The sequence below is a fragment of the Rhizobium sp. Leaf262 genome (assembly GCF_001422245.1).
Classification (GTDB): Bacteria; Pseudomonadota; Alphaproteobacteria; order Rhizobiales; family Rhizobiaceae; genus Agrobacterium.
Genome location: NZ_LMMM01000018.1, coordinates 73998 through 91729 on the forward strand (window position 1 = coordinate 73998; position 17732 = coordinate 91729).

General features: G+C 58.1%; 20 protein-coding genes. 9 read left to right on the forward strand and 11 right to left on the reverse strand.

What is annotated here, in order from left to right; translation table 11 throughout:
- Positions 1 to 11: 11 nt before the first annotated feature.
- Entirely contained in the window at positions 12 to 2264 is a 2253-nt protein-coding gene (locus ASF29_RS17845) for a hypothetical protein (RefSeq protein WP_062452012.1), read from the forward strand.
- Positions 2265 to 2338: 74 nt separating this feature from the next.
- On the opposite strand, the gene rpoH is transcribed toward ASF29_RS17845, so the two are convergent.
- The 3 genes from rpoH to ASF29_RS17860 form a co-directional block, all read right to left on the reverse strand.
- Positions 2339 to 3241, reverse strand: coding sequence for an RNA polymerase sigma factor RpoH (gene rpoH, locus ASF29_RS17850; RefSeq protein WP_062452013.1), 903 nt, complete (start codon positions 3239 to 3241; stop codon positions 2339 to 2341).
- Positions 3242 to 3422: 181 nt separating this feature from the next.
- Positions 3423 to 4205, reverse strand: coding sequence for a class I SAM-dependent methyltransferase (locus ASF29_RS17855; protein WP_062452014.1), 783 nt, complete (start codon positions 4203 to 4205; stop codon positions 3423 to 3425).
- A 295-nt stretch (positions 4206 to 4500) separates the two neighbouring features.
- Entirely contained in the window at positions 4501 to 5523 is a 1023-nt protein-coding gene (locus ASF29_RS17860; protein ID WP_062452015.1) for an RluA family pseudouridine synthase, read from the reverse strand.
- A gap of 40 nt (positions 5524 to 5563) precedes the next feature.
- Here ASF29_RS17860 and ASF29_RS17865 point away from each other — a divergent pair, with 40 nt between their 5' ends.
- The 3 genes from ASF29_RS17865 to ASF29_RS17875 all read left to right on the forward strand — a co-directional run bounded on the left by ASF29_RS17865 (position 5564) and on the right by ASF29_RS17875 (position 7478).
- Positions 5564 to 5953, forward strand: a complete 390-nt coding sequence (locus ASF29_RS17865) for a hypothetical protein (RefSeq protein ID WP_062452016.1) — start codon at positions 5564 to 5566, stop codon at positions 5951 to 5953.
- Complete coding sequence (locus tag ASF29_RS17870) at positions 5943 to 6776, forward strand: RNA methyltransferase (protein WP_082453555.1); 834 nt, start codon at positions 5943 to 5945, stop codon at positions 6774 to 6776. The genes ASF29_RS17865 and ASF29_RS17870 overlap by 11 nt, the downstream gene beginning before the upstream one ends.
- 117 nt (positions 6777 to 6893) lie before the next feature.
- Complete coding sequence (locus tag ASF29_RS17875; protein ID WP_062452018.1) at positions 6894 to 7478, forward strand: transglycosylase SLT domain-containing protein; 585 nt, start codon at positions 6894 to 6896, stop codon at positions 7476 to 7478.
- A gap of 114 nt (positions 7479 to 7592) precedes the next feature.
- On the opposite strand, the gene ASF29_RS17880 is transcribed toward ASF29_RS17875, so the two are convergent.
- The 3 genes from ASF29_RS17880 to ASF29_RS17890 form a co-directional block, all read right to left on the reverse strand.
- Positions 7593 to 8204: an alpha/beta hydrolase gene (locus ASF29_RS17880; RefSeq protein ID WP_062452019.1), complete on the reverse strand. Its 612-nt coding sequence runs from the start codon at positions 8202 to 8204 to the stop codon at positions 7593 to 7595.
- A 52-nt stretch (positions 8205 to 8256) separates the two neighbouring features.
- Entirely contained in the window at positions 8257 to 9198 is a 942-nt protein-coding gene (locus ASF29_RS17885) for a VOC family protein (protein ID WP_062452020.1), read from the reverse strand.
- 164 nt (positions 9199 to 9362) lie between these two features.
- The gene (locus tag ASF29_RS17890) at positions 9363 to 10427 is read right to left on the reverse strand and encodes a DUF2218 domain-containing protein (RefSeq protein ID WP_062452021.1); all 1065 of its coding nucleotides are present in this window, start codon (positions 10425 to 10427) and stop codon (positions 9363 to 9365) included.
- 215 nt (positions 10428 to 10642) lie between these two features.
- Between ASF29_RS17890 and ASF29_RS17895 the strand changes: the two genes are divergently transcribed.
- Positions 10643 to 11062, forward strand: coding sequence for a hypothetical protein (locus tag ASF29_RS17895; protein ID WP_156462724.1), 420 nt, complete (start codon positions 10643 to 10645; stop codon positions 11060 to 11062).
- A 21-nt stretch (positions 11063 to 11083) separates the two neighbouring features.
- On the opposite strand, the gene ung is transcribed toward ASF29_RS17895, so the two are convergent.
- The gene (ung, locus tag ASF29_RS17900) at positions 11084 to 11776 is read right to left on the reverse strand and encodes a uracil-DNA glycosylase (protein WP_062452023.1); all 693 of its coding nucleotides are present in this window, start codon (positions 11774 to 11776) and stop codon (positions 11084 to 11086) included.
- Between the two features lie 13 nt (positions 11777 to 11789).
- Positions 11790 to 12185 (reverse strand): VOC family protein, encoded by a 396-nt coding sequence (locus ASF29_RS17905; protein ID WP_062452386.1) that lies wholly within the window; start codon positions 12183 to 12185, stop codon positions 11790 to 11792.
- Positions 12186 to 12373: 188 nt separating this feature from the next.
- On the opposite strand from ASF29_RS17905, the gene ASF29_RS17910 reads away from it, so the two are divergent.
- Positions 12374 to 12730 (forward strand): YbaN family protein, encoded by a 357-nt coding sequence (locus ASF29_RS17910; RefSeq protein WP_062452387.1) that lies wholly within the window; start codon positions 12374 to 12376, stop codon positions 12728 to 12730.
- Positions 12731 to 12745: 15 nt separating this feature from the next.
- On the opposite strand, the gene ASF29_RS17915 is transcribed toward ASF29_RS17910, so the two are convergent.
- Genes ASF29_RS17915 through ASF29_RS17925 form a run of 3 tightly spaced genes read right to left on the reverse strand, consistent with a single transcriptional unit; the run spans position 12746 to position 15503 of the window.
- Positions 12746 to 13528, reverse strand: coding sequence for a heme ABC transporter ATP-binding protein (locus ASF29_RS17915; protein ID WP_062452024.1), 783 nt, complete (start codon positions 13526 to 13528; stop codon positions 12746 to 12748).
- Positions 13525 to 14616 (reverse strand): iron ABC transporter permease, encoded by a 1092-nt coding sequence (locus tag ASF29_RS17920; protein ID WP_062452025.1) that lies wholly within the window; start codon positions 14614 to 14616, stop codon positions 13525 to 13527. The genes ASF29_RS17915 and ASF29_RS17920 overlap by 4 nt, the downstream gene beginning before the upstream one ends.
- Positions 14613 to 15503, reverse strand: a complete 891-nt coding sequence (locus ASF29_RS17925) for a hemin ABC transporter substrate-binding protein (RefSeq protein ID WP_062452388.1) — start codon at positions 15501 to 15503, stop codon at positions 14613 to 14615. Before ASF29_RS17925 ends, ASF29_RS17920 begins: the two co-directional genes overlap by 4 nt.
- A 187-nt stretch (positions 15504 to 15690) precedes the next feature.
- On the opposite strand from ASF29_RS17925, the gene ASF29_RS17930 reads away from it, so the two are divergent.
- The 3 genes from ASF29_RS17930 (at position 15691) to purU (ending at position 17630) form a co-directional block, all read left to right on the forward strand.
- Entirely contained in the window at positions 15691 to 16044 is a 354-nt protein-coding gene (locus tag ASF29_RS17930) for an antibiotic biosynthesis monooxygenase (protein WP_062452026.1), read from the forward strand.
- On the forward strand, positions 16041 to 16547 hold the full coding sequence (hutX, locus tag ASF29_RS17935) for a heme utilization cystosolic carrier protein HutX (protein ID WP_062452027.1): 507 nt from the start codon (positions 16041 to 16043) through the stop codon (positions 16545 to 16547). The genes ASF29_RS17930 and hutX overlap by 4 nt, the downstream gene beginning before the upstream one ends.
- A gap of 198 nt (positions 16548 to 16745) precedes the next feature.
- Positions 16746 to 17630: a formyltetrahydrofolate deformylase gene (gene purU / locus ASF29_RS17940; RefSeq protein ID WP_062452028.1), complete on the forward strand. Its 885-nt coding sequence runs from the start codon at positions 16746 to 16748 to the stop codon at positions 17628 to 17630.
- The last annotated feature ends 102 nt before the right edge of the window (positions 17631 to 17732 follow it).

A 17732-nucleotide genomic window follows, 5' to 3' on the forward strand; every position in this document is an offset into this window, starting at 1 on the left:
AGAAAGTGCTTATGGCGGATTTTGTAGCAGTCATTCGCAAGGCCGTGGATGGCTTGGCGAACAATACTCCCGAAAACCGGGCGAAGGTGTACGACAAGGCGCGTAGCGCAGTCGTGCGCCAGCTCGAAAACATGAAGCCGCGCCCGCCCGAAGAATTGTTGAAGCGGCAGATTCTCAAACTGGACACGGCAATTGCCGAAGTCGAGGGTGAATATTCCGAAGCCCTTCCGGCTGCGGAAGAAGACCAGTCCTATGATGCGCCGGTTGCTGCACCCGCCGCACCGGATGTTTCCTCCCCCTATTACGAGGAAGAGGTTGCCAGGGACCAGCGTCAGGACGAGGAAAACGACGACGTCGCCGCAGAACCTGCTCCCGTAGCGCCGGTCGAATACGATCATGAGCCGCAATACGCTGCGCAGGACGAAGACCAGGAAACGGTTGCACATGAACGCTACGTCGAGCCGGAGCCTGTCGACGCAGCGCCTGTTGAAGAAGCACCCACCTATTTCACGACGGCCACGGAAGAGCCCCGCCATGTGCCGGAACCTTACGAGACGGTAGAGCACGCCGAGCCTGAAGCTGAGCCGCAACAGGCTGAACCGGAAGAGCATGCCCACGAAAACTGGGTCGGTCAGGACACGCCTGCCGAACAGGCCTGGGCTCATCAGGCCGAAGAGCCCGTGCACTATCCTGCCGAGGTAACGCATGAAGAGCCGGCTCCTCATGCCGACGGCGACGTGTTCCACGAAAACACGCCGCTTCCCTATGCAGCAAGCTACGCAGCACCCTCACCCTATTATCAGGACAGCAGCTCCGAGACCGTTCACGACGAACCGCGCCACGACGATGTCCACTTCGGCGATGCGCCGCAATTCGGCGACAATGTCGACCATCGCGTGGAAGACGAGCCCAAGTCTGAGGCAAAGCAGCAGTCCCGCGCCATTGTCGAGGACTACTCGACCTATTTCCAGGACACGTCGCTCGATCTGCCTGCAAAGACCACCCCCGGCCTGCCGCGTGCCGATGACGATCCTTTCGCGCCACAGGCCGGACAAAAGGACGACAAGGAACGCACCCCCTGGGATGATCTGGAAGAGCTGATCGGTTACGACGGCGCCTCCGGCAACACCTCTGCCAACGGCAACAAGAACGAATTCGACTCCGGAATTTCCTCGGATGGTATTCCGGCAGCAGCTTACAGAACCAAGAAGAAACCGCGCCGTAATTATGCCGGGCTGGTTCTTTCTCTGTGCGGTGTCGTCCTGCTGGCTGGTGGCGCCTATGCACTCTGGGTCAACAGAGATGCCTTGAACGACATGGTCGGCGGTCTTGTCCAGTCTGCACAGACGGGGACGACGACGCCATCCACCCCGACCAACACCGCGTCCAACACGGCAACCCCACCAGCGACCACCACGCCTGCGCAGCCGAATGCCAATGGTCAGCAGCCAGCAACGCCGACGCAAACGGCAGCGGTCGATGATGGCTCTGTCAGCGGCACCAAGTTTACCCAGCGACTTCTTGCCGACGGAACGGAAAAGGACGAAGGCGCAGGCCCCGGCGTCAACGGCCAGCCGGTGACGGCAGAGGGACAGTCAGTCTACGTGCAGAACGAGGAAGCTCCTCCTGCATCGGCGCAGACTGCACCAGCCGGCACCACTGCACCTGCCGGACAGGTGCCCGCCGCGCAGCAGCCTGCGGCAGCGTCCGGCCATCGCATGTTCCTCTACGAGGAAGTGCTGGGTCAGACGGTCCCGACGGCCATCGAAGGCACGGTATCATGGTCGTTGCAGAACGAGCAGGACGCCAATGGAAAGCCTTCAGCAACCGTTCAGGGCCAGATCACCATTCCCGGACGGGGCCTCAGCGCGCTCATCACCTTCAAGCGCAACACCGATCCGTCGCTTCCTGCAAGCCACCTTGTCGAGATCGTCTTCTCTGTCGGCGCAGGTTTCGAGGGCGGGGCGATCGACAGCGTTCAGCGCATTGCGATGAAAAGCACTGAGCAGGATCGTGGTAACGCACTCATCGCGGTCCCCGCCAAGATCACCGATGACTTTCACATGATCGCGCTCAATGATTTTCCGGATGCGTTGAAGACCAATCTGGAGCTGATGCGGACACGCGACTGGATTGATATTCCGGTGTCATATCGTAACGGTCGCCGCGCCCTGCTGACCCTGCAAAAGGGTGCAGACGGCAAGGCCGCGTTCGAAACCGCGCTGCGCGAGTGGAGCGCAGCGGTCCCGGCAACGGGTCAATAATCAGATCGCCTGAATCAAAAAAGCCTCGGATGGAAACATCCGAGGCTTTTTGCTTAAGCGAACTGTTTAGACGATCAGGCGTCGACTACGCGCAAAGCCTTCGCAGCCTCTAGCGCTTCTTTCTGGACAGCTTCCTGAACCTTCTCAAAGGCGCGAACCTCGATCTGACGAACGCGCTCACGGCTGATATCGAATTCCGTCGACAGGTCTTCGAGCGTAACCGGATCTTCCGACAGACGTCTTGCTTCGAAGATACGACGCTCACGCTCATTGAGCACGCCCATCGCCTTCGCCAGCATGCGCCGGCGGGTCTCCAACTCGTCCTGCTCGATTAGCACGGTTTCCTGGCTGTCATGGTCATCGACCAACCAATCCTGCCACTGGCCCGCCTCGCCTTCCGCAGCCTTGATCGGCGCGTTGAGCGAAGCATCGCCGTGCAGGCGGCGGTTCATGGAAATGACCTCTTCTTCGGACACCTGAAGTTTGGTCGCAATCTCAGACACATGTTCGGGCTTCAGATCACCATCATCGATGGCCTGAATTTTCCCCTTCAGACGGCGCAGATTGAAGAACAGACGCTTCTGGTTGGCGGTCGTGCCCATTTTGACCAGCGACCATGACCGCAGGATATATTCCTGAATGGATGCCTTGATCCACCACATGGCGTAGGTCGCCAGGCGGAAGCCTCGTTCCGGGTCGAACTTTTTGACCGCCTGCATCAGGCCCACATTGCCCTCGGATACGACTTCGCCGATGGGTAGGCCGTAACCACGATAACCCATGGCGATCTTTGCCACGAGTCGCAAATGGCTCGTTACCAGACGGTGGGCAGCGTCGCGGTCACCATGTTCGGCGTAACGCTTGCCGAGCATGTATTCTTCTTGCGGCTCCAGCATCGGGAACTTGCGAATTTCGTCCAGGTAACGGTTCAGACCGGCTTCACCGGCAGTAATTGAAGGCAAACTATTGCGGGCCATAAAGCACCCCCTTATCTTTGTTCTGGGCTGGCTCCCCTTTCGGGCAAGCCACTGTCGCGGGTCGGATATCGACCCCGCATGAACCCACATGTCCAGATATGTATTGCGCACACTTGATTCAAGCGTACGCAGGCATGCGCACGTTATAAAATAACTCGCTCTCAGTTACCGTGAAAACCTGTCAGCGATAAATTCGTTCCGAAAAATTCGTGAAGCCGGAGCGTATCATCAATTCGTAGATCATGCGGCGGCGCATGGGATTGTGGAGCCGCGTGACCTTGGAGCCCAGAAACTCGGTTTCCACATGGTCGAAAGCCGTCAGTTCAGATGCCTTGTCGATCGCCGCCTCGTAAAAATCATGATACTCGCGGCGACAGACATAGGTCTTGTACTTTGTCATGCAGAAAGCGCTGAATTTGTCGCCCTGCGCTCGTAGAAAGTCCGCAACGCCCACTGTCACTTCCGGCCATTGTGGATTGAACGTATCGTCAAAGACGATGACGCCGTGATCGGCCAGCACATTCATGGCAAGGTTGCTGTCCGCCAGCACATGGTGCAGCATATGCCCGCCATCGATGCTGAAGAACCGCACCTTTCCGACCTTTTCCAACACGACGTCGGGGTCGAGCTGCGTGCTGTCGCCGCGTATCACCAGGTCCTCATCGACCTTGAGGTCCAGTCGCCGACCATTGTCCAGAAACCGCTCATATTGCCGGCGGGTGCCATCGGCGTCTTCGATGTCAAACAGGTCCACAGCCAGCACGTCGCCATCATTGCCGATGACTTTGCGCAGAAGGAAATAGGATCGTCCATAGAAGATACCGATCTCGGCAACCCCGCCTTTCAGCGCCTTCCTGTTCTGGGCCTGCAACAATGCGGTAAATACCAACGCATCGGGAGGATCAATATAACCTTCTATTTTCTGGAGATCATGAAAGATAAATTTTCGGTCGTTCACGTTCATCGCGCTTCATCCCGTAATTCTTCATGCTGAGGACAGAGAAGAAATGAAATATTTCAACTCAGGATAGCTGGACGCTCGAAGTCTTGAAGACTCAAAACCCGAAACTTTATTGCAACGCAAAAATTATGGCTCAATAGAGCGAAAATGAGACCAGTAACGGCCTCAGTAATTTCAGAAACTTATTATAATCTAATTTATGATGATTTTCTGTTGCTTACATAAGCCATCGGGCAAACATCCGCTCCTTCGGGAGGCGCCGCCTCCCAAAGCAACTGTGTCGGATGTTGGGCATTGATCAGCCTCGAAGGGCCTGCGCCAGCGCGTCCATGTCGTCAGGCATGTCGGTTTCGAATTCCATCACCTCGCCCGTGCGGGGGTGTTCGAAAGCCAAGAGATAGGCATGCAGGGCCTGTCGTGAAAACCGGTTTACAACCAGCTTCGTTTCTTCGGGCAGCAGATTGGCCTTGGTGCGAAATGCAGCGCCATATTCAGGATCGCCGATCAGGGGATGGCCGATATGGGCCATGTGCACGCGAATCTGGTGCGTGCGCCCGGTTTCGAGGCGGCACTCCACCAACGAGGCAAGCGCCGTGGCATCGGCCTTTTCGTGATAACGTTCGATCACTTCGTAGTGGGTGATCGCTTCGCGCGCATCGTCGGTATCTTCGCGTTTGACGGCCCGCTTGGTCCGGTCCGCACCGCGCCCCAAGGCTGCATCGATGGTGCCGCGCAGGGTTTTGGGACGACCCCAGACGATCGCCTTATAGGCGCGTTCGAGCGGGCCGGTGCGGCCATGGTCGGCAAATTGTGCAGCAAGGTGACGGTGGGCATCGTCATTCTTCGCCACCACCATGACGCCGCTGGTTTCCTTGTCCAGGCGATGAACGATGCCAGGACGTTTCACCCCGCCAATCCCGGAAAGACTGTCGCCGCAATGGTGGATGAGTGCATTCACCAGCGTCCCGGTCCAGTTACCCGCACCGGGATGCACGACGAGACCGGCTGGCTTCATCAGGACGATCAGGTCGTCATCCTCATATTCCACCTGCAGCGGAATATCTTCACCCTTGGGTTCGGGGTCTTCCGGTTCGGGCATCGTGATTTCGACGCTGTCGCCGACGCGTATCTTTTTCTTCGGCTCGGTGATCGCCGTACCGTTCACAAAGACGGCACCCTGTTCGATCAGCGCCTTGATGCGACTGCGCGAAAGATCGCCCCCGACTTCGGCAGCGAGCCACGCGTCCAGACGTCCTTCGGCGTCGTCGCCAGCAATCAGGACTTTCCTTGCGTCTCCGCCTTGTTTAAAGGGGTCGTTCATTCTTATGTTTCCGATCAATCAGCAATATCCAAGGATCCCGATGACGCAGATCGAGCAAGACGAACAGGACGACAAGCCGTTAGACCCGGCCATGGAAAAAGTTCGCCGCAAGATGATCCGTTTGCAGATCGTGTCGGGCTCCGTAATGTTTATCAGCCTTATGGCTGTCTTCGGTGCCGTTGTCTACAAGGCGATGGGACCATCCAGAACAGCAACGACCGCCACCACGGGCAACGGCCCCACCGTTCCCGCCGACGCGCCCGTTTCCGCCACAGCAAGCCTGCCGCAGGGGTTCGTCATCGAAAACGTGTCCTTCGCCAATGGCGACATGCTGTTTTATGGGCGGCTCGCCAACGGCACGCGCAAGGCGCTTGTCTTCAATGTGCAGGCAGGCCGCTTTGTGGCAGACATCACCGTCGATGCCCGGTGAATTGGCCCTCACCGTTATAGATGATGCAGACGATCCGCGCATCGCTGCCTTTCGCGACATTCGCGAGCGCGATCTGACCGGCCGGCAGGGTCGGTTCATCGTGGAAGGCACCGTCGTGCTGCGCATGCTGGCAGCGGCTCATACGTCAGGCGGAGAATTTGCGGCGGAGAGCATTCTGATACTCGAGAACCGCCTTACGGGCGTTTCCAATATTCTGAGTGCCTTTCCAAGCGATGTTCCCATCTATGTGGCCAAAGCCGGTGTGCTGGACGCCATCGTCGGCTTTCATCTGCATCGCGGTATATTGGCAGTTGGAAAACGCAACGGTGAAAAGACCCTGACGGACACGATCCGGCAATTGCCCGCATCTTCGCTGGTGCTGGCGGGTTGCGGTATTTCCAACCACGATAATCTTGGCGCCATGTTTCGCAACGCCGCCGCCTTTCATGCGGATGCCATGTTTCTGGATTCCACCTGCTGCGATCCACTCTACCGCAAATCGCTGCGGGTTTCCGTCGGGTCGGTCCTCTCAGTGCCCTACCACCGCGGCGGCGATGCGCTGGGCATGCTGGAAACATTGGCCACGGAAGGCTTCGATATCTGGAGCCTCTCGCCCGCAGGCGATACCGAAATCCGTCATATCCCGGCTTCCCGGCGTATGGCGCTCGTCATCGGAACAGAAGGTGATGGCCTGCCTGAGCAGGTGCTGTCGCGCTTCCACACCGCCCATATCGCCCAGTCCAAGCAGCTCGATAGCCTGAATGCAGCCACAGCGGCAGGGCTTGCGCTCTATCAGATGGCGGCATGTATGGAACGGCTTTAACCGCCCTGGAATGAGCGGCCTAATAAAAGGTTAATAGATCCTATTTGAATTAACCTTGTCTCAAAACCGACCATTAACATTTACAATTTAGTAATGCGCGGAACGAGAGGTTTCGCGATGCGTGGTGTATTTGTCGTCGTTCTTCTTTTGACTGTTCTGGCAGGTTGCGCGACGGCCCCGTCGCAGATCACCAACGCCTGCGCAATATTCGAACAGCGGAACGGCATATTCAACAACTGGAAAAAAGACGCAGAAGCCGCACAACGGGAGTTCGGTGTACCCGTCCCCGTCATGATGGCGACGATCTATACGGAATCCAGTTTCCAGCCCTATGCCAGACCGCCGCGCAACAAGCTTTTTGGTTTCATTCCGTGGGGACGCAAATCCACCGCCTATGGCTATGCGCAGGCGCTGGACGGCACCTGGAAGGTCTATCAGCGTGAAACCGGTCGCTGGAATGCAAGCCGCACCGACTTCACCGATGCCATCCATTTCGTCGGCTGGTATCACGCCAAAAGCAACCGCCAGAATGGCATTGCGCTGAACGATCCCTATAATCTTTATCTCGCCTACTACTCCGGCCATGCGGGATATTCAAACGGCGTCTGGCGCAACAACCGGGCCATCCAGCAGGCGGCCCGCCGCTCTGCCAACATGGCCATCCGCTATGAGAAGCAGTTGCAGGATTGCGGGTACCGGTAAGGGCTTCTTAGCTTGCATCAGTCCAGGGGACTTCACGCAAGGTCTGCCGTTGGATGGAGGTCACCTACCTCTCCAACGTCATCCTTGGGCTTGGTCAAAGCTTTCTCGAACCCGTCAAACATAAGGCGTCAAAAACGCCTTGGCTGCTTCGATTTCATTCCCACGAATTTCATGCCCGCCAGCATGCCATTCCGTCTCCACCGTACCGCCCTGCGCCTTGAGGTAACTGGCCAGCGCATTGGTCAACGGCACCGGGCAGATCGGGTCGCTCTCGCCCGCAGTGATCAATACGCGACGAGATGCCGGTGCAGGTGCGAGCTTTGGCTCGAACGGTATCAGCGGGTGCATCAGCACAGCGGCATCGAACAGGTCAGGACATTCGATCAGAACATTGGCCAGAATATTCGCACCGTTGGAGAAGCCGAGCCCCAGCACGGGACCTGATTCATGGTCATTGCGGTGGGCCGTCACGAAATCGGCCATCTTTTGCGTGGCACGCTCGAGATCGGCCATGTCATAGACACCCTCTGCCGTTCTGCGAAAAAACCGGGCCGCGCCGAACTCCGACACGTCGCCGCGGGGAGAGACAACCGTTGCGTTCGGCAGCAATCGTGTGCCGAAATCGAAGAACTGGTTCTCGTCACCGCCCGTGCCGTGAAAGACAAAAAAAGCCGGTTGTCCGGGCGCACCGGCCCGAACCTTGTGAAGGTAATTATCCTTGGTCATGGAAGTCTCCCTGGGACGGCTTGCAGCGGTTGCGCCGCAAGCCTCCAATGATTTAGTTCGCGCCGTCTGCCAACGGCTCAAGATGCTGCTCCAGCGTGGCACGCAGATGCTCGTGCTGCGAAGGCAGCTTCAATGCCTCGCCCAGATGCGCGGTGTCTTCGTCGCGGTCGAAGCCGGGCTCATTGGTCGCAACCTCGAACAGGACGCCACCGGGAGTGCGGAAATAGATCGCCCAGAAGTAATCGCGATCGATGACCGGCGTTACCTGATAGCCCGTGTCCAGTAGCGCCTTGCGGACTTCCAGCTGCTTTTCGCGATTCTCAACCGCAAAGGCGATATGGTGAACCGAACCCGCACCAAGCCGTGCGCCGGAAATATTGGGCATCGTCTCGATATCGATCACATCGGCACCGTTGCCGCCGGGAATGCCAAGCCGCAGAACGCCGTCCTGACGGTCGATTTCCTGATAGCCCATGAATTTCATTAGTTCTGCGGTTGCACCTTCATCCTGAAGCCGCAGGGACGCACCCTGAAAGCCGCGGATGGCATGGTCAGCCCCGACCCCATTGTCGGTCCACTGCGCCCGCTCATCATCCCTGATCTCCACCAGTGCAAAACCATCGCCGTCGGGCCCGGCAAAATGCAGGCGCTTGTTCCCGAAGGCTTCATCCGCTTTCAGGCCGTCGACATTGGCCTTGGCCAGACGGTCCTGCCAGTAACCCAGCGAACCCTCAGGAACCGAAAACAGGGTGGTGCCGACCTCGCCCGTGCCTTGACGACCACGAGCAATGTGGGGAAACGGAAAGTAGGTCATGACGGAGCCGGGAGTACCGACTTCATCTCCGTAGTAGAGATGATAGACATCCGGAGCGTCGAAGTTGACGGTCTTCTTGACGCGCCGCAGACCCAGCGTGTCTGTGAAAAAATGATTGTTGCCGCTTGCACTCGCGGCCATGGACGTAACGTGGTGCAAACCCTTGATCTGGTCGATCATCTCAAAACCCCTCTCTTGCTGGGCTCGCGGAAACGCGTCGCCCTTCGTTCATGGGCACAAGATGGTGCAGATCGCCGCGTTCGTACAGACCGAACGTTCAGAACGGATTGTTCTCAAATTGGAAACGAACGCGAGAGATCGTTCATTAAATGACGCGACCACTCCTAGTGATCGTCATTGGCACCCTTTACCCAATAACCGGCGCTGTGCAGAACGGATTTCGGCAGCCCGGAATCATCGCCGAGCATCTTCTTGATGGCGCGAGCCTCGTTCTTTTCGCAGCCCACGAAGACATGCAACCCTTTGTGACCGTTCCAGGCATGTCGGCGAAGCGATTGCTCCAGAAGGCCGGACGTTCCGGCAGGCTTGCCATGGCGATATAGCCAGTTCCAATCGACCTCGGCTTTAGAGGTGAACACCTGGCGCTCTTTTTCATCGTCGATTTCGGCATAGACGGTCAGCGACTTGCCCGCAGGCAGTTCCTGCGCCATGCGCAACATGGCTGGAAGGGCAGTCTCATCACCTGCAAACACGTAGGTTTCCGCATCGGGCAGCTCGCCTCCAGGTCCAACGATGCCGACGATATCGCCTGCGCCAGCCGTCGCACCAAAATGCGCGCCGGGCATGGAATCACCCTCATGCATAACGAAATCGAGGTCGATTTCGCCACGGGCTATATCGCCGGAGCGGATCGTATAGACGCGGCGTGCCTGTTCGTCCTCGCCCTGCGCCCAGACGATGGCACCGGTCTTGGAAAGATGCGGCCAGACGGGCGCACGCGCCTGATCGGGCAGGATAAGAATGCGGATATGCAGACCACCGCTCAGCAAGCGCTCGATCCCTTTGTCGATGGCGATGACAACTCGGCGCATCCTTGGTGTCAGATTGTAAGCCCGCACCACCCGCCCGGTGAACAGGTTGGGCAGTTCCCGCAACTCGGAGCCATGGCCTTCCCAGCGGAAATCCAGAGACGTATCGCCCGTGAACTCGACGATATGTTCGGCCACCATGGCCTTGACGGACAGCAGCACATTTTCCGAAACGCAATTGATCCGTGCCGCAAAGCGCCCGTCTTCGGCACCGAACGTGCCATTGCCATAATCCGCCTCGAAATGCACCGCCGCGCCGTCACGGGTCATCGTCATATACTCGGCAAAATGCTCGTGAAAAGCATCGACAATGGCGGATGGATCGGGAAGAGCGACAGATGTTTGCGCAGACAGAAGCACCGGCTTAAATCCTTCAGATTATAGTCCGGTTATCTTTAAAGCAGTCAATTTAAAAGTGCAAAGCTGTTTTTGCGCAAGGTCGCGGATTTCGCCTGGCCACCGAGGGCACAGTTTTCCCGCCCCCCTGCACCGAGCCCGTTCCTTACGTTAATTTAACTTGACTGCCGTTGGCTCGGATCTAGTTTCACATCACAACTTTGCTACTGGAGTGGATCGTGAATAGATTTGCGGTTAATGCAGCTTTGGTTTTGACAATTTCAGCGGCGCTATCGAGTTGCGTCACCACCAACGCCGATGGCGTGAAACAATATTCGTTTCAAAAGACGGCTGTCAGCGGTGATCGTCTCAAAATCAGTCGAGTTGCCATTGTGAAGCGCGATTGCAACATGCGCACACTTGCGGAAATGCGCGTCATCGATCCTCCTCAACACGGCAGGGTCGATATCGTTCACGAAAAAGTCGAAGGCAAGTTTTCCGGCGATTACAGGCTTTGCACAGGCAAAGAGGTGATGGGAACCGTTGCCTACTACACGTCTCAAAAGGGATATATCGGTCGAGACAAGGTCGTTATCCGGGCATCATCCGACGACGGTATCGTTCGCGACTATGTGTCCGAGATCAATGTGGTCAAATAGGTTGCAGTTGGCGTGAGGGGCTCAGACATCAGCTGGCAGCTGCCAGTCGATGGGCTCCCGGCCTTTCGAGACCAGAAACGCGTTGACCTTGGAAAAATGGTGGTTCCCGAAAAAGCCGTTATGGGCCGATAGCGGCGACGGGTGCGGCGACTTGAGAACCAGATGCTTCGTCTGGTCTACAAAGGCCGCTTTCTTCTGCGCATAGGAGCCCCACAGCAGAAAGACAACGCCGTCGCATTCGTCATTGACGGTGCGAATGATGGCATCGGTGAATTTCTCCCAGCCCTGCCCCTGGTGGGACGCCGCACGGGCTTCCTCTACCGTCAGTACGCTGTTGAGCAGCAGCACGCCCTGTTTGGCCCAGCTTTCGAGAAAACCGTGCTTGACCGGGGAAATGCCGAGATCGCTCTGCAATTCCTTGTAGATGTTGACGAGCGACGGCGGAACACGCACACCCGGTTGTACGGAAAAGCACAGGCCATGCGCCTGCCCCGCGCCGTGATAGGGGTCCTGGCCGAGAATCACGACCTTCACCTCATCCAGCGGCGTGAGATCCAGAGCGCGGAAATATTCGCTGCCCTTGGGAAAGATGCGTTTGCCGGCCGTTTTCTCAGCCAGCAGAAACTCTTTGAGCTTGACCATGTAGGGGCTGGCGAATTCCGCGGAAAGAACGTGTTTCCAGCTCTCTCCCAGTTTGACGCCTGTCTCTGCCATGGAGAACCTCGTATTACTTAAAACGGTTGCCGCGCTCGAGCACTTCGATCTTGTACCCATCCGGGTCGCAAATGAAGAAGTATTTCGCGAATGGCGCGCCCTTGTATTCCGCATTGACGATCTTGCCGACTGAAAGGCCAAGCTCCGTCAGGCGGGCATGTTCGGCATCTACGTCTTCGACGCTGACGGCGATGTGGCCATAGCCATCGCCCAGCGCGTAGGGCACTTCGCGGCCTTTGTTGATCGTCAATTCCAGCTCGAAGTCGCCATCGGCATTCTTGAGATAGACCAGCGTGAAGGTTTCGAACTCGAAACGCTCTGCCACGTCAAGATCGAAAACCTGCTTGTAAAAACCCACCGAACGCTTCTCGTCCAGCACCCGGACCATAGAGTGAATAAGTTTGGCCATGGTGTTTCCTTCTTTCTGCATCGTGGTGGCCCGCTTATGCCGCGGGCGTCCGGGCAGGCAGATAACGGCTGAAGCGGAGACTTTCAACCCTTGTCACCGTTCCGGCCTTCGTGATCGACGTCGTCACGCCACCGAAACCGGGCATGTTTTCCTCTATCATGACGATCAAACTCATGATACCGGCAGCTATGCGCATCCTCTATCTCTGTCTTGGCTGGCTCATGGTCGCCACCGGCATCGTCGGTGCGTTTCTGCCCGTCTTGCCGACCACGCCGTTTCTGCTTATCGCGCTCTGGTGCTTCTCCAAATCGTCTCCAAGACTTGAAAACTGGCTTCTGTCGCATCCCAGATTCGGTCCCTCGCTTCGCAACTGGCGTGAAAAGGGGGCTATTCCGCGCAAGGCCAAGATCGCCGCTGTGTCTTTGATGACAATGAGTTACGCGCTGTTCTGGTTCGGCACCGAACCGAGCGCGCTGAGAGCAACCATTGTTGCCGTTGTCATGCTGGGTGCGGCACTTTACGTCACCACCCGCCCGGAGCCTTGATGCAGCCTTGCGCAGTCAGCGATGGCGTGACTGCGGCAGGACATAGGGAATGTGGCTCGCCGGAATGCGCCCGACGGTTCCGCCGATGCCGTAAACCCGTGCGATCGTTTCGTCGTTGATGGTGTCCCTGGCAGAACCGCAGGCGGTGATCTTGCCGCGATGCATGACGATAAGTTGATCTGCGAATTCGGCGGCCAGATTGAGATCGTGCAGTACGGCAAGCGCCGTGCCGCCCCCCATTGCAAAATCACGCGCGGTTTCCAGCACGGAAATCTGGTGGCCAAGATCGAGGCTCGATGTGGGCTCATCCAGCAGAAGCGCCCTCGCCTCGCCGTTTTCGACGGCAGACGGAACCTGTGCCAATGCACGCGCGAACTGGACCCGCTGCTGCTCCCCGCCCGACAACATGTTGTAGGCGCGGCCTTCGAACCCGCTCAGCCCGACCTTTGCCAGTGCTGCCCGCGCCTGCTCTTCCGGTTGAAGGGAACCCTGCGCCACTGCACCCATGCGCACGATTTCCAGTGCGGTGAAGGGAAATGACAGGACCGTGCTTTGCGGCAACACGGCGCGAAGACGGGCCAGTTGCGCTGGCTTGAACAGGTTCATGTCGATGCTGCCATAGGCGACATGTCCGGCATCTGCCCGCATCTCGCCGGACAGAACTTTCATCAAGGTGGATTTGCCAGCGCCATTGGGCCCAATGATGACACTGAAGGTGCCGGGCGTCAGGTTGACGGAGACGTCGTCCAGCAACCGGCGTCCGGATCTGGTGACGGTAACACCTCGGGTGGAAATCATGACACGTTCCTCAAACCCAGACCATTGCCTCGGCCCAACAATAAAAACAGAAACACCGGCGCGCCGATCAGCGCCGTCACCACACCGATGGGAAGCTCGGCAGGGGCGGCCACGGTGCGCGCAAAACTATCCGCCAGTAACAGCAGAGCAGCGCCACCAAGAGCAGACGCCGGAAGCAGGAACCGATGCGACGAACCGATGACCAGTCGCAGAAGATGCGGCACGACGATGCCGACAAAGCCGATGGAGCCCGCCGCCGCAACGCTTGCGCCACAAGCCGCCGCAACCACGACGATGACGACCCGCTTCAGCCGCTGAACCGGAATGCCCATGTGAAACGCAACGGCATCGCCCAGAATCAAGGCATCGAGCCCCTTGGATACGAAGGGAATGCTGGCTAGGATGACGAGGATGAACGGCAATGTCGTCCATATCTTGAGTGTCGTCGCACCGCCCAGCGAACCGAGGCTCCAGAACGTGATGTCCCTCAGAGCCCTGTCATCGGCAACGAACATCATCAGGCCCATCAGGGCCGCACTCAGCGCGGCGATGGCAATTCCGGCCAGCACGAGAACGGTGGTCGACGTGGAGCCATTGCGGGTGGCGATCATGTAGAGCAGCAACGTGTTGATCAGCCCGCCGAAAAACGCCATCAGCGGCAGGAAGTGAGCGCCGAAGAAAAGCGCCAGTGGCGCAAGCAGACTCCCGCCCAGCGCCAAAGCGGCCACGGCAAACAGAGCCGCACCGGAGGTGATGCCGATCAGACCGGGATCAGCCAGGGGGTTGCGAAACAGGCCCTGCATCATGGCGCCGGAAACGGCGAGCCCCCCACCGATCATCAGGCCCAGCCCTGTGCGTGGCAGGCGTACCGCCTCGAGAATGACCCGGTCGCGGGCATCCATGCTGTCAGCATGCCCAGTGAAATAGAGCCATAATTCATGAAGACCGACGCCGGTAGGCCCGCTGGCAAGAGAAACGAAGCAGGCAAAGACCAGACACAGGCAAAGCGCCGCCAGCGCAACGACGCCCCTTCGCGAACGGTCGCCTGCGACCTTCTCTGCCACCGGCGCTGCGGCCAGCACGCTCATGGCTTGACGATTTCCGGATAGAGCTTGGACGCCAGTTCACGACCTGCCGCGGGTGTACGCGGGCCGAAACCAATGAGGTAGAGACCGTCCATGCTGATAAGCGCCTTGGTGGCGGCTGCCGGTGTGGATTGAAACGCGGGCAAACCGAAGACCTCATCCGGGCTGCCGCCATGGTTGCCGCGCTGCATGGTCAGCACGACATCGGGCGCCGCCGCAATCACGGCTTCATCGGTCAGCGGCTTGTAGCCGGTAATCTCCTGCGCAGCATTGACGCCACCCGCCATCTCGATGATGGCTGCGGCTTCCGTATCCTTGCCCGCCGCCATGATGCGCCCGCCAGCCGTCGACAGAACGAACAGCACGCGTTTCTTCTTCTCGCCCACCGCGGCAACGTCGCTCGCCAAAGCATCGAGACCGGCATCCACGTCAGCGGCAATAGCTTTCGCCTTGTCGCTAAGACCCACAGCCGAACCCACATCCTCGATTTTCTTGGCGATCGCATTCGGCAAGGGCGGCGTGTCGATCGTCACCATCGGGACTTCGCTGGCTTTGAGAATGCCGATCACATCGGCAGGCCCGGCACCCTCTTCCGACAAAATGAGGTCTGGCTTCTGCGACAGGATGCCTTCCGAAGACAGCGCACGCATGTAACCGATGTCGGGCTTCGTCAGCGCTTGTTCCGGAAAAGTGCTGGTCGAATCCCGCGCCACGACGCGGTCACCTGCACCAAGAGCGTAGAGAATTTCGGTAATCGTACCGCCAACCGCCACGATGCGTTTCGCCTGCGGATTTCCCGCCTCCGAGGCTGTAGAGATGGCAGGAGAAAGCGTCACTGCAACGGGAAGAACGGCAGCGACAGCGAAGGAGCGGAGTGATGAAAATGGCATGACATGATCCTGAACGATGCGGCGTGCCACAGCCTGCACGCCATATAACTTGAGTTAATTACACATCTTTAAACACCACACAATCCGATAAGTTGACTATTTTTGTTATCTTTAATATCTCCCTCATTCAGGGGTAACGGTGCCCGTACTGGCGCCGGGGTTGCCGCAACGTGAAGGGAGACTATCGATGTTTATTGCCATGAACCGGTTCCGCGTCGTGCCGGGCTTTGAAGATGCTTTTGAAACCATCTGGCGTGAGCGCAAGCGCCATCTGAGCGAGATGCCGGGTTATCTGGAGTTTCATATGCTCAAGGGTGCCAAGGCGGAAGATCACACACTCTACGCCTCCCATACCGTCTGGGCGACCAAGGACGATTTTACCGCATGGACAAAGTCCGAGCAGTTTCGCGCCGCACATGCCAATGCCGGCAACAATCGCGGTAAGGTCGAGTATCTCTCCGGCCCGCACTTCGAAGGCTTCGATGTGATCATCCACGAAGGCCAGAACGGTGAAGACCTGCCGGTGGCGGCACAGGCATGAGTGACGGGACCGTTGCTGAGCGCGCACGCGCAGCCCTTGCCGAAAAGCCCGACGGCGTGGTGGAAGCCATTGCGGCCACCGCTGGCGTCACACCGGCAGACGTACTGGCCGTCCTACCTGATGGGGCCGCCGTTTCGTCGCCTGCCGAACGGTTTCTGGACATCTGGAACGAGCTGCGCTCATGGGGCGAAGTTTTGATGATCGTCCAGACGCCCGACATCGTCTTTGAAGTTCCCGGCCATCTGCCGGAAGGCACGGAAGGCCATGGCTGGTTCAACATTCATGGCGACAGCCCCATCGGCGGGCATATCAAGAAGGACAATTGCGCATCCATCGCCTTCGTTGATCGCAATTTTCACGGACGCCGCTCGCTTTCCGTCTGGTTCATGAATGCAGGCGGCAGCGCCATGTTCAAGCTCTTCGTGCGCCGGGATGACAAGAAGGAGCTGCTGGCCGACCAGACGGCCAAGTTCGAAACGTTGCGCGACAGCCTTCGCAGCTGACAAACGGGCAAAGCCGCTATCGCAATTCCGGTAGCGGCTTTCCTTTGAACATCGAATGTCGCTTCCGGCATGGCTCACCCGTCCCGTGATGCCTTATCCTTTCCAAGGTCTTGGTAACGCACAAAGAAAACGCAAGACGCTTTGCGTCGATCCCGACCTGCGCTATAGGCCGTTGCGACACATGATGAGGGGAAGCCTATGACGACCTATGTTTTAACCGTAGCCTGCACATCCAAGCGTGGCATCGTCGCCGCCATATCGGGTTATCTGGCGGGCAAGGGTTGCAACATCGTCGACAGCTCCCAGTTCGATGACCTCGAAACCGGCAAATTCTTCATGCGTGTCTCCTTCATCTCGGAGGAAGGCGAGAGCATGGAAGCGCTTCGCACTGGCTTTGCGCCTGTCGCCGCAGAGTTCGGCATGGAAGCCAACATTTACAGCGACGGTGAGCGCACGAAAACGCTCTTGATGGTCTCGCGCTTCGGCCATTGCCTGAACGACCTGCTCTATCGCTGGAAAATCGGCGCGCTGCCCATCGATATCGTCGGTGTGGTTTCCAACCATTTCGACTACCAGAAGGTCGTCGTCAATCACGACATTCCCTTCCACCACATCAAGGTGACGAAGGACAACAAGCCGAAAGCCGAAGCGCAGCTTCTGGAGCTGATCGAAACCAGCGGCACGGAGCTGGTGGTTCTCGCCCGTTACATGCAGGTGCTCTCGGATGAAATGTGCCGCAAGATGTCCGGCCGCATCATCAACATCCACCACTCGTTCCTGCCCAGCTTCAAGGGTGCCAACCCTTACAAGCAGGCCTACGAGCGCGGCGTAAAGCTGATCGGCGCGACAGCGCATTACGTCACCGCCGATCTCGACGAAGGCCCGATCATCGAGCAGGACACGGTGCGCGTCACCCACGCGCAATCTTCGGAAGATTACGTATCGCTGGGCCGTGACGTGGAAAGTCAGGTGCTGGCCCGCGCCATCCACGCCCATATCCACCGCCGCACCTTCATCAACGGCAACCGTACCGTCGTCTTCCCGCCAAGCCCCGGCTCATATGCATCGGAGCGGATGGGGTAGGATTACTCGTCCACACAAACCTGGACTTTATTTTCGCAGACCGGCAACCGAGTGGCTTTCGAGGCCGTTTCTTCTGCGTTGTCAAACACAGAGGTCTCCCTC

Bases quoted from the DNA above. Each gene is read 5' to 3' on its own strand.
- ASF29_RS17910 (WP_062452387.1), top strand. From the start codon at position 12,374: ATGCGCATCCTCTATCTCTGTCTTGGCTGGCTCATGGTCGCCACCGGC.
- ASF29_RS17865 (WP_062452016.1), top strand. From the start codon at position 5,564: ATGACGCAGATCGAGCAAGACGAACAGGACGACAAGCCGTTAGACCCG.
- ASF29_RS17915 (WP_062452024.1), bottom strand. From the start codon at position 13,528: ATGATTTCCACCCGAGGTGTTACCGTCACCAGATCCGGACGCCGGTTG.
- ASF29_RS17930 (WP_062452026.1), top strand. From the start codon at position 15,691: ATGTTTATTGCCATGAACCGGTTCCGCGTCGTGCCGGGCTTTGAAGAT.
- hutX (WP_062452027.1), top strand. From the start codon at position 16,041: ATGAGTGACGGGACCGTTGCTGAGCGCGCACGCGCAGCCCTTGCCGAA.
- rpoH (WP_062452013.1), bottom strand. From the start codon at position 3,241: ATGGCCCGCAATAGTTTGCCTTCAATTACTGCCGGTGAAGCCGGTCTG.
- ASF29_RS17920 (WP_062452025.1), bottom strand. From the start codon at position 14,616: ATGAGCGTGCTGGCCGCAGCGCCGGTGGCAGAGAAGGTCGCAGGCGAC.
- ASF29_RS17860 (WP_062452015.1), bottom strand. From the start codon at position 5,523: ATGAACGACCCCTTTAAACAAGGCGGAGACGCAAGGAAAGTCCTGATT.
- ASF29_RS17880 (WP_062452019.1), bottom strand. From the start codon at position 8,204: ATGACCAAGGATAATTACCTTCACAAGGTTCGGGCCGGTGCGCCCGGA.
- purU (WP_062452028.1), top strand. From the start codon at position 16,746: ATGACGACCTATGTTTTAACCGTAGCCTGCACATCCAAGCGTGGCATC.
- ASF29_RS17885 (WP_062452020.1), bottom strand. From the start codon at position 9,198: ATGATCGACCAGATCAAGGGTTTGCACCACGTTACGTCCATGGCCGCG.
- ASF29_RS17925 (WP_062452388.1), bottom strand. From the start codon at position 15,503: ATGCCATTTTCATCACTCCGCTCCTTCGCTGTCGCTGCCGTTCTTCCC.
- ASF29_RS17855 (WP_062452014.1), bottom strand. From the start codon at position 4,205: ATGAACGTGAACGACCGAAAATTTATCTTTCATGATCTCCAGAAAATA.
- ung (WP_062452023.1), bottom strand. From the start codon at position 11,776: ATGGCAGAGACAGGCGTCAAACTGGGAGAGAGCTGGAAACACGTTCTT.
- ASF29_RS17905 (WP_062452386.1), bottom strand. From the start codon at position 12,185: ATGGCCAAACTTATTCACTCTATGGTCCGGGTGCTGGACGAGAAGCGT.
- ASF29_RS17845 (WP_062452012.1), top strand. From the start codon at position 12: ATGGCGGATTTTGTAGCAGTCATTCGCAAGGCCGTGGATGGCTTGGCG.
- ASF29_RS17875 (WP_062452018.1), top strand. From the start codon at position 6,894: ATGCGTGGTGTATTTGTCGTCGTTCTTCTTTTGACTGTTCTGGCAGGT.
- ASF29_RS17870 (WP_082453555.1), top strand. From the start codon at position 5,943: ATGCCCGGTGAATTGGCCCTCACCGTTATAGATGATGCAGACGATCCG.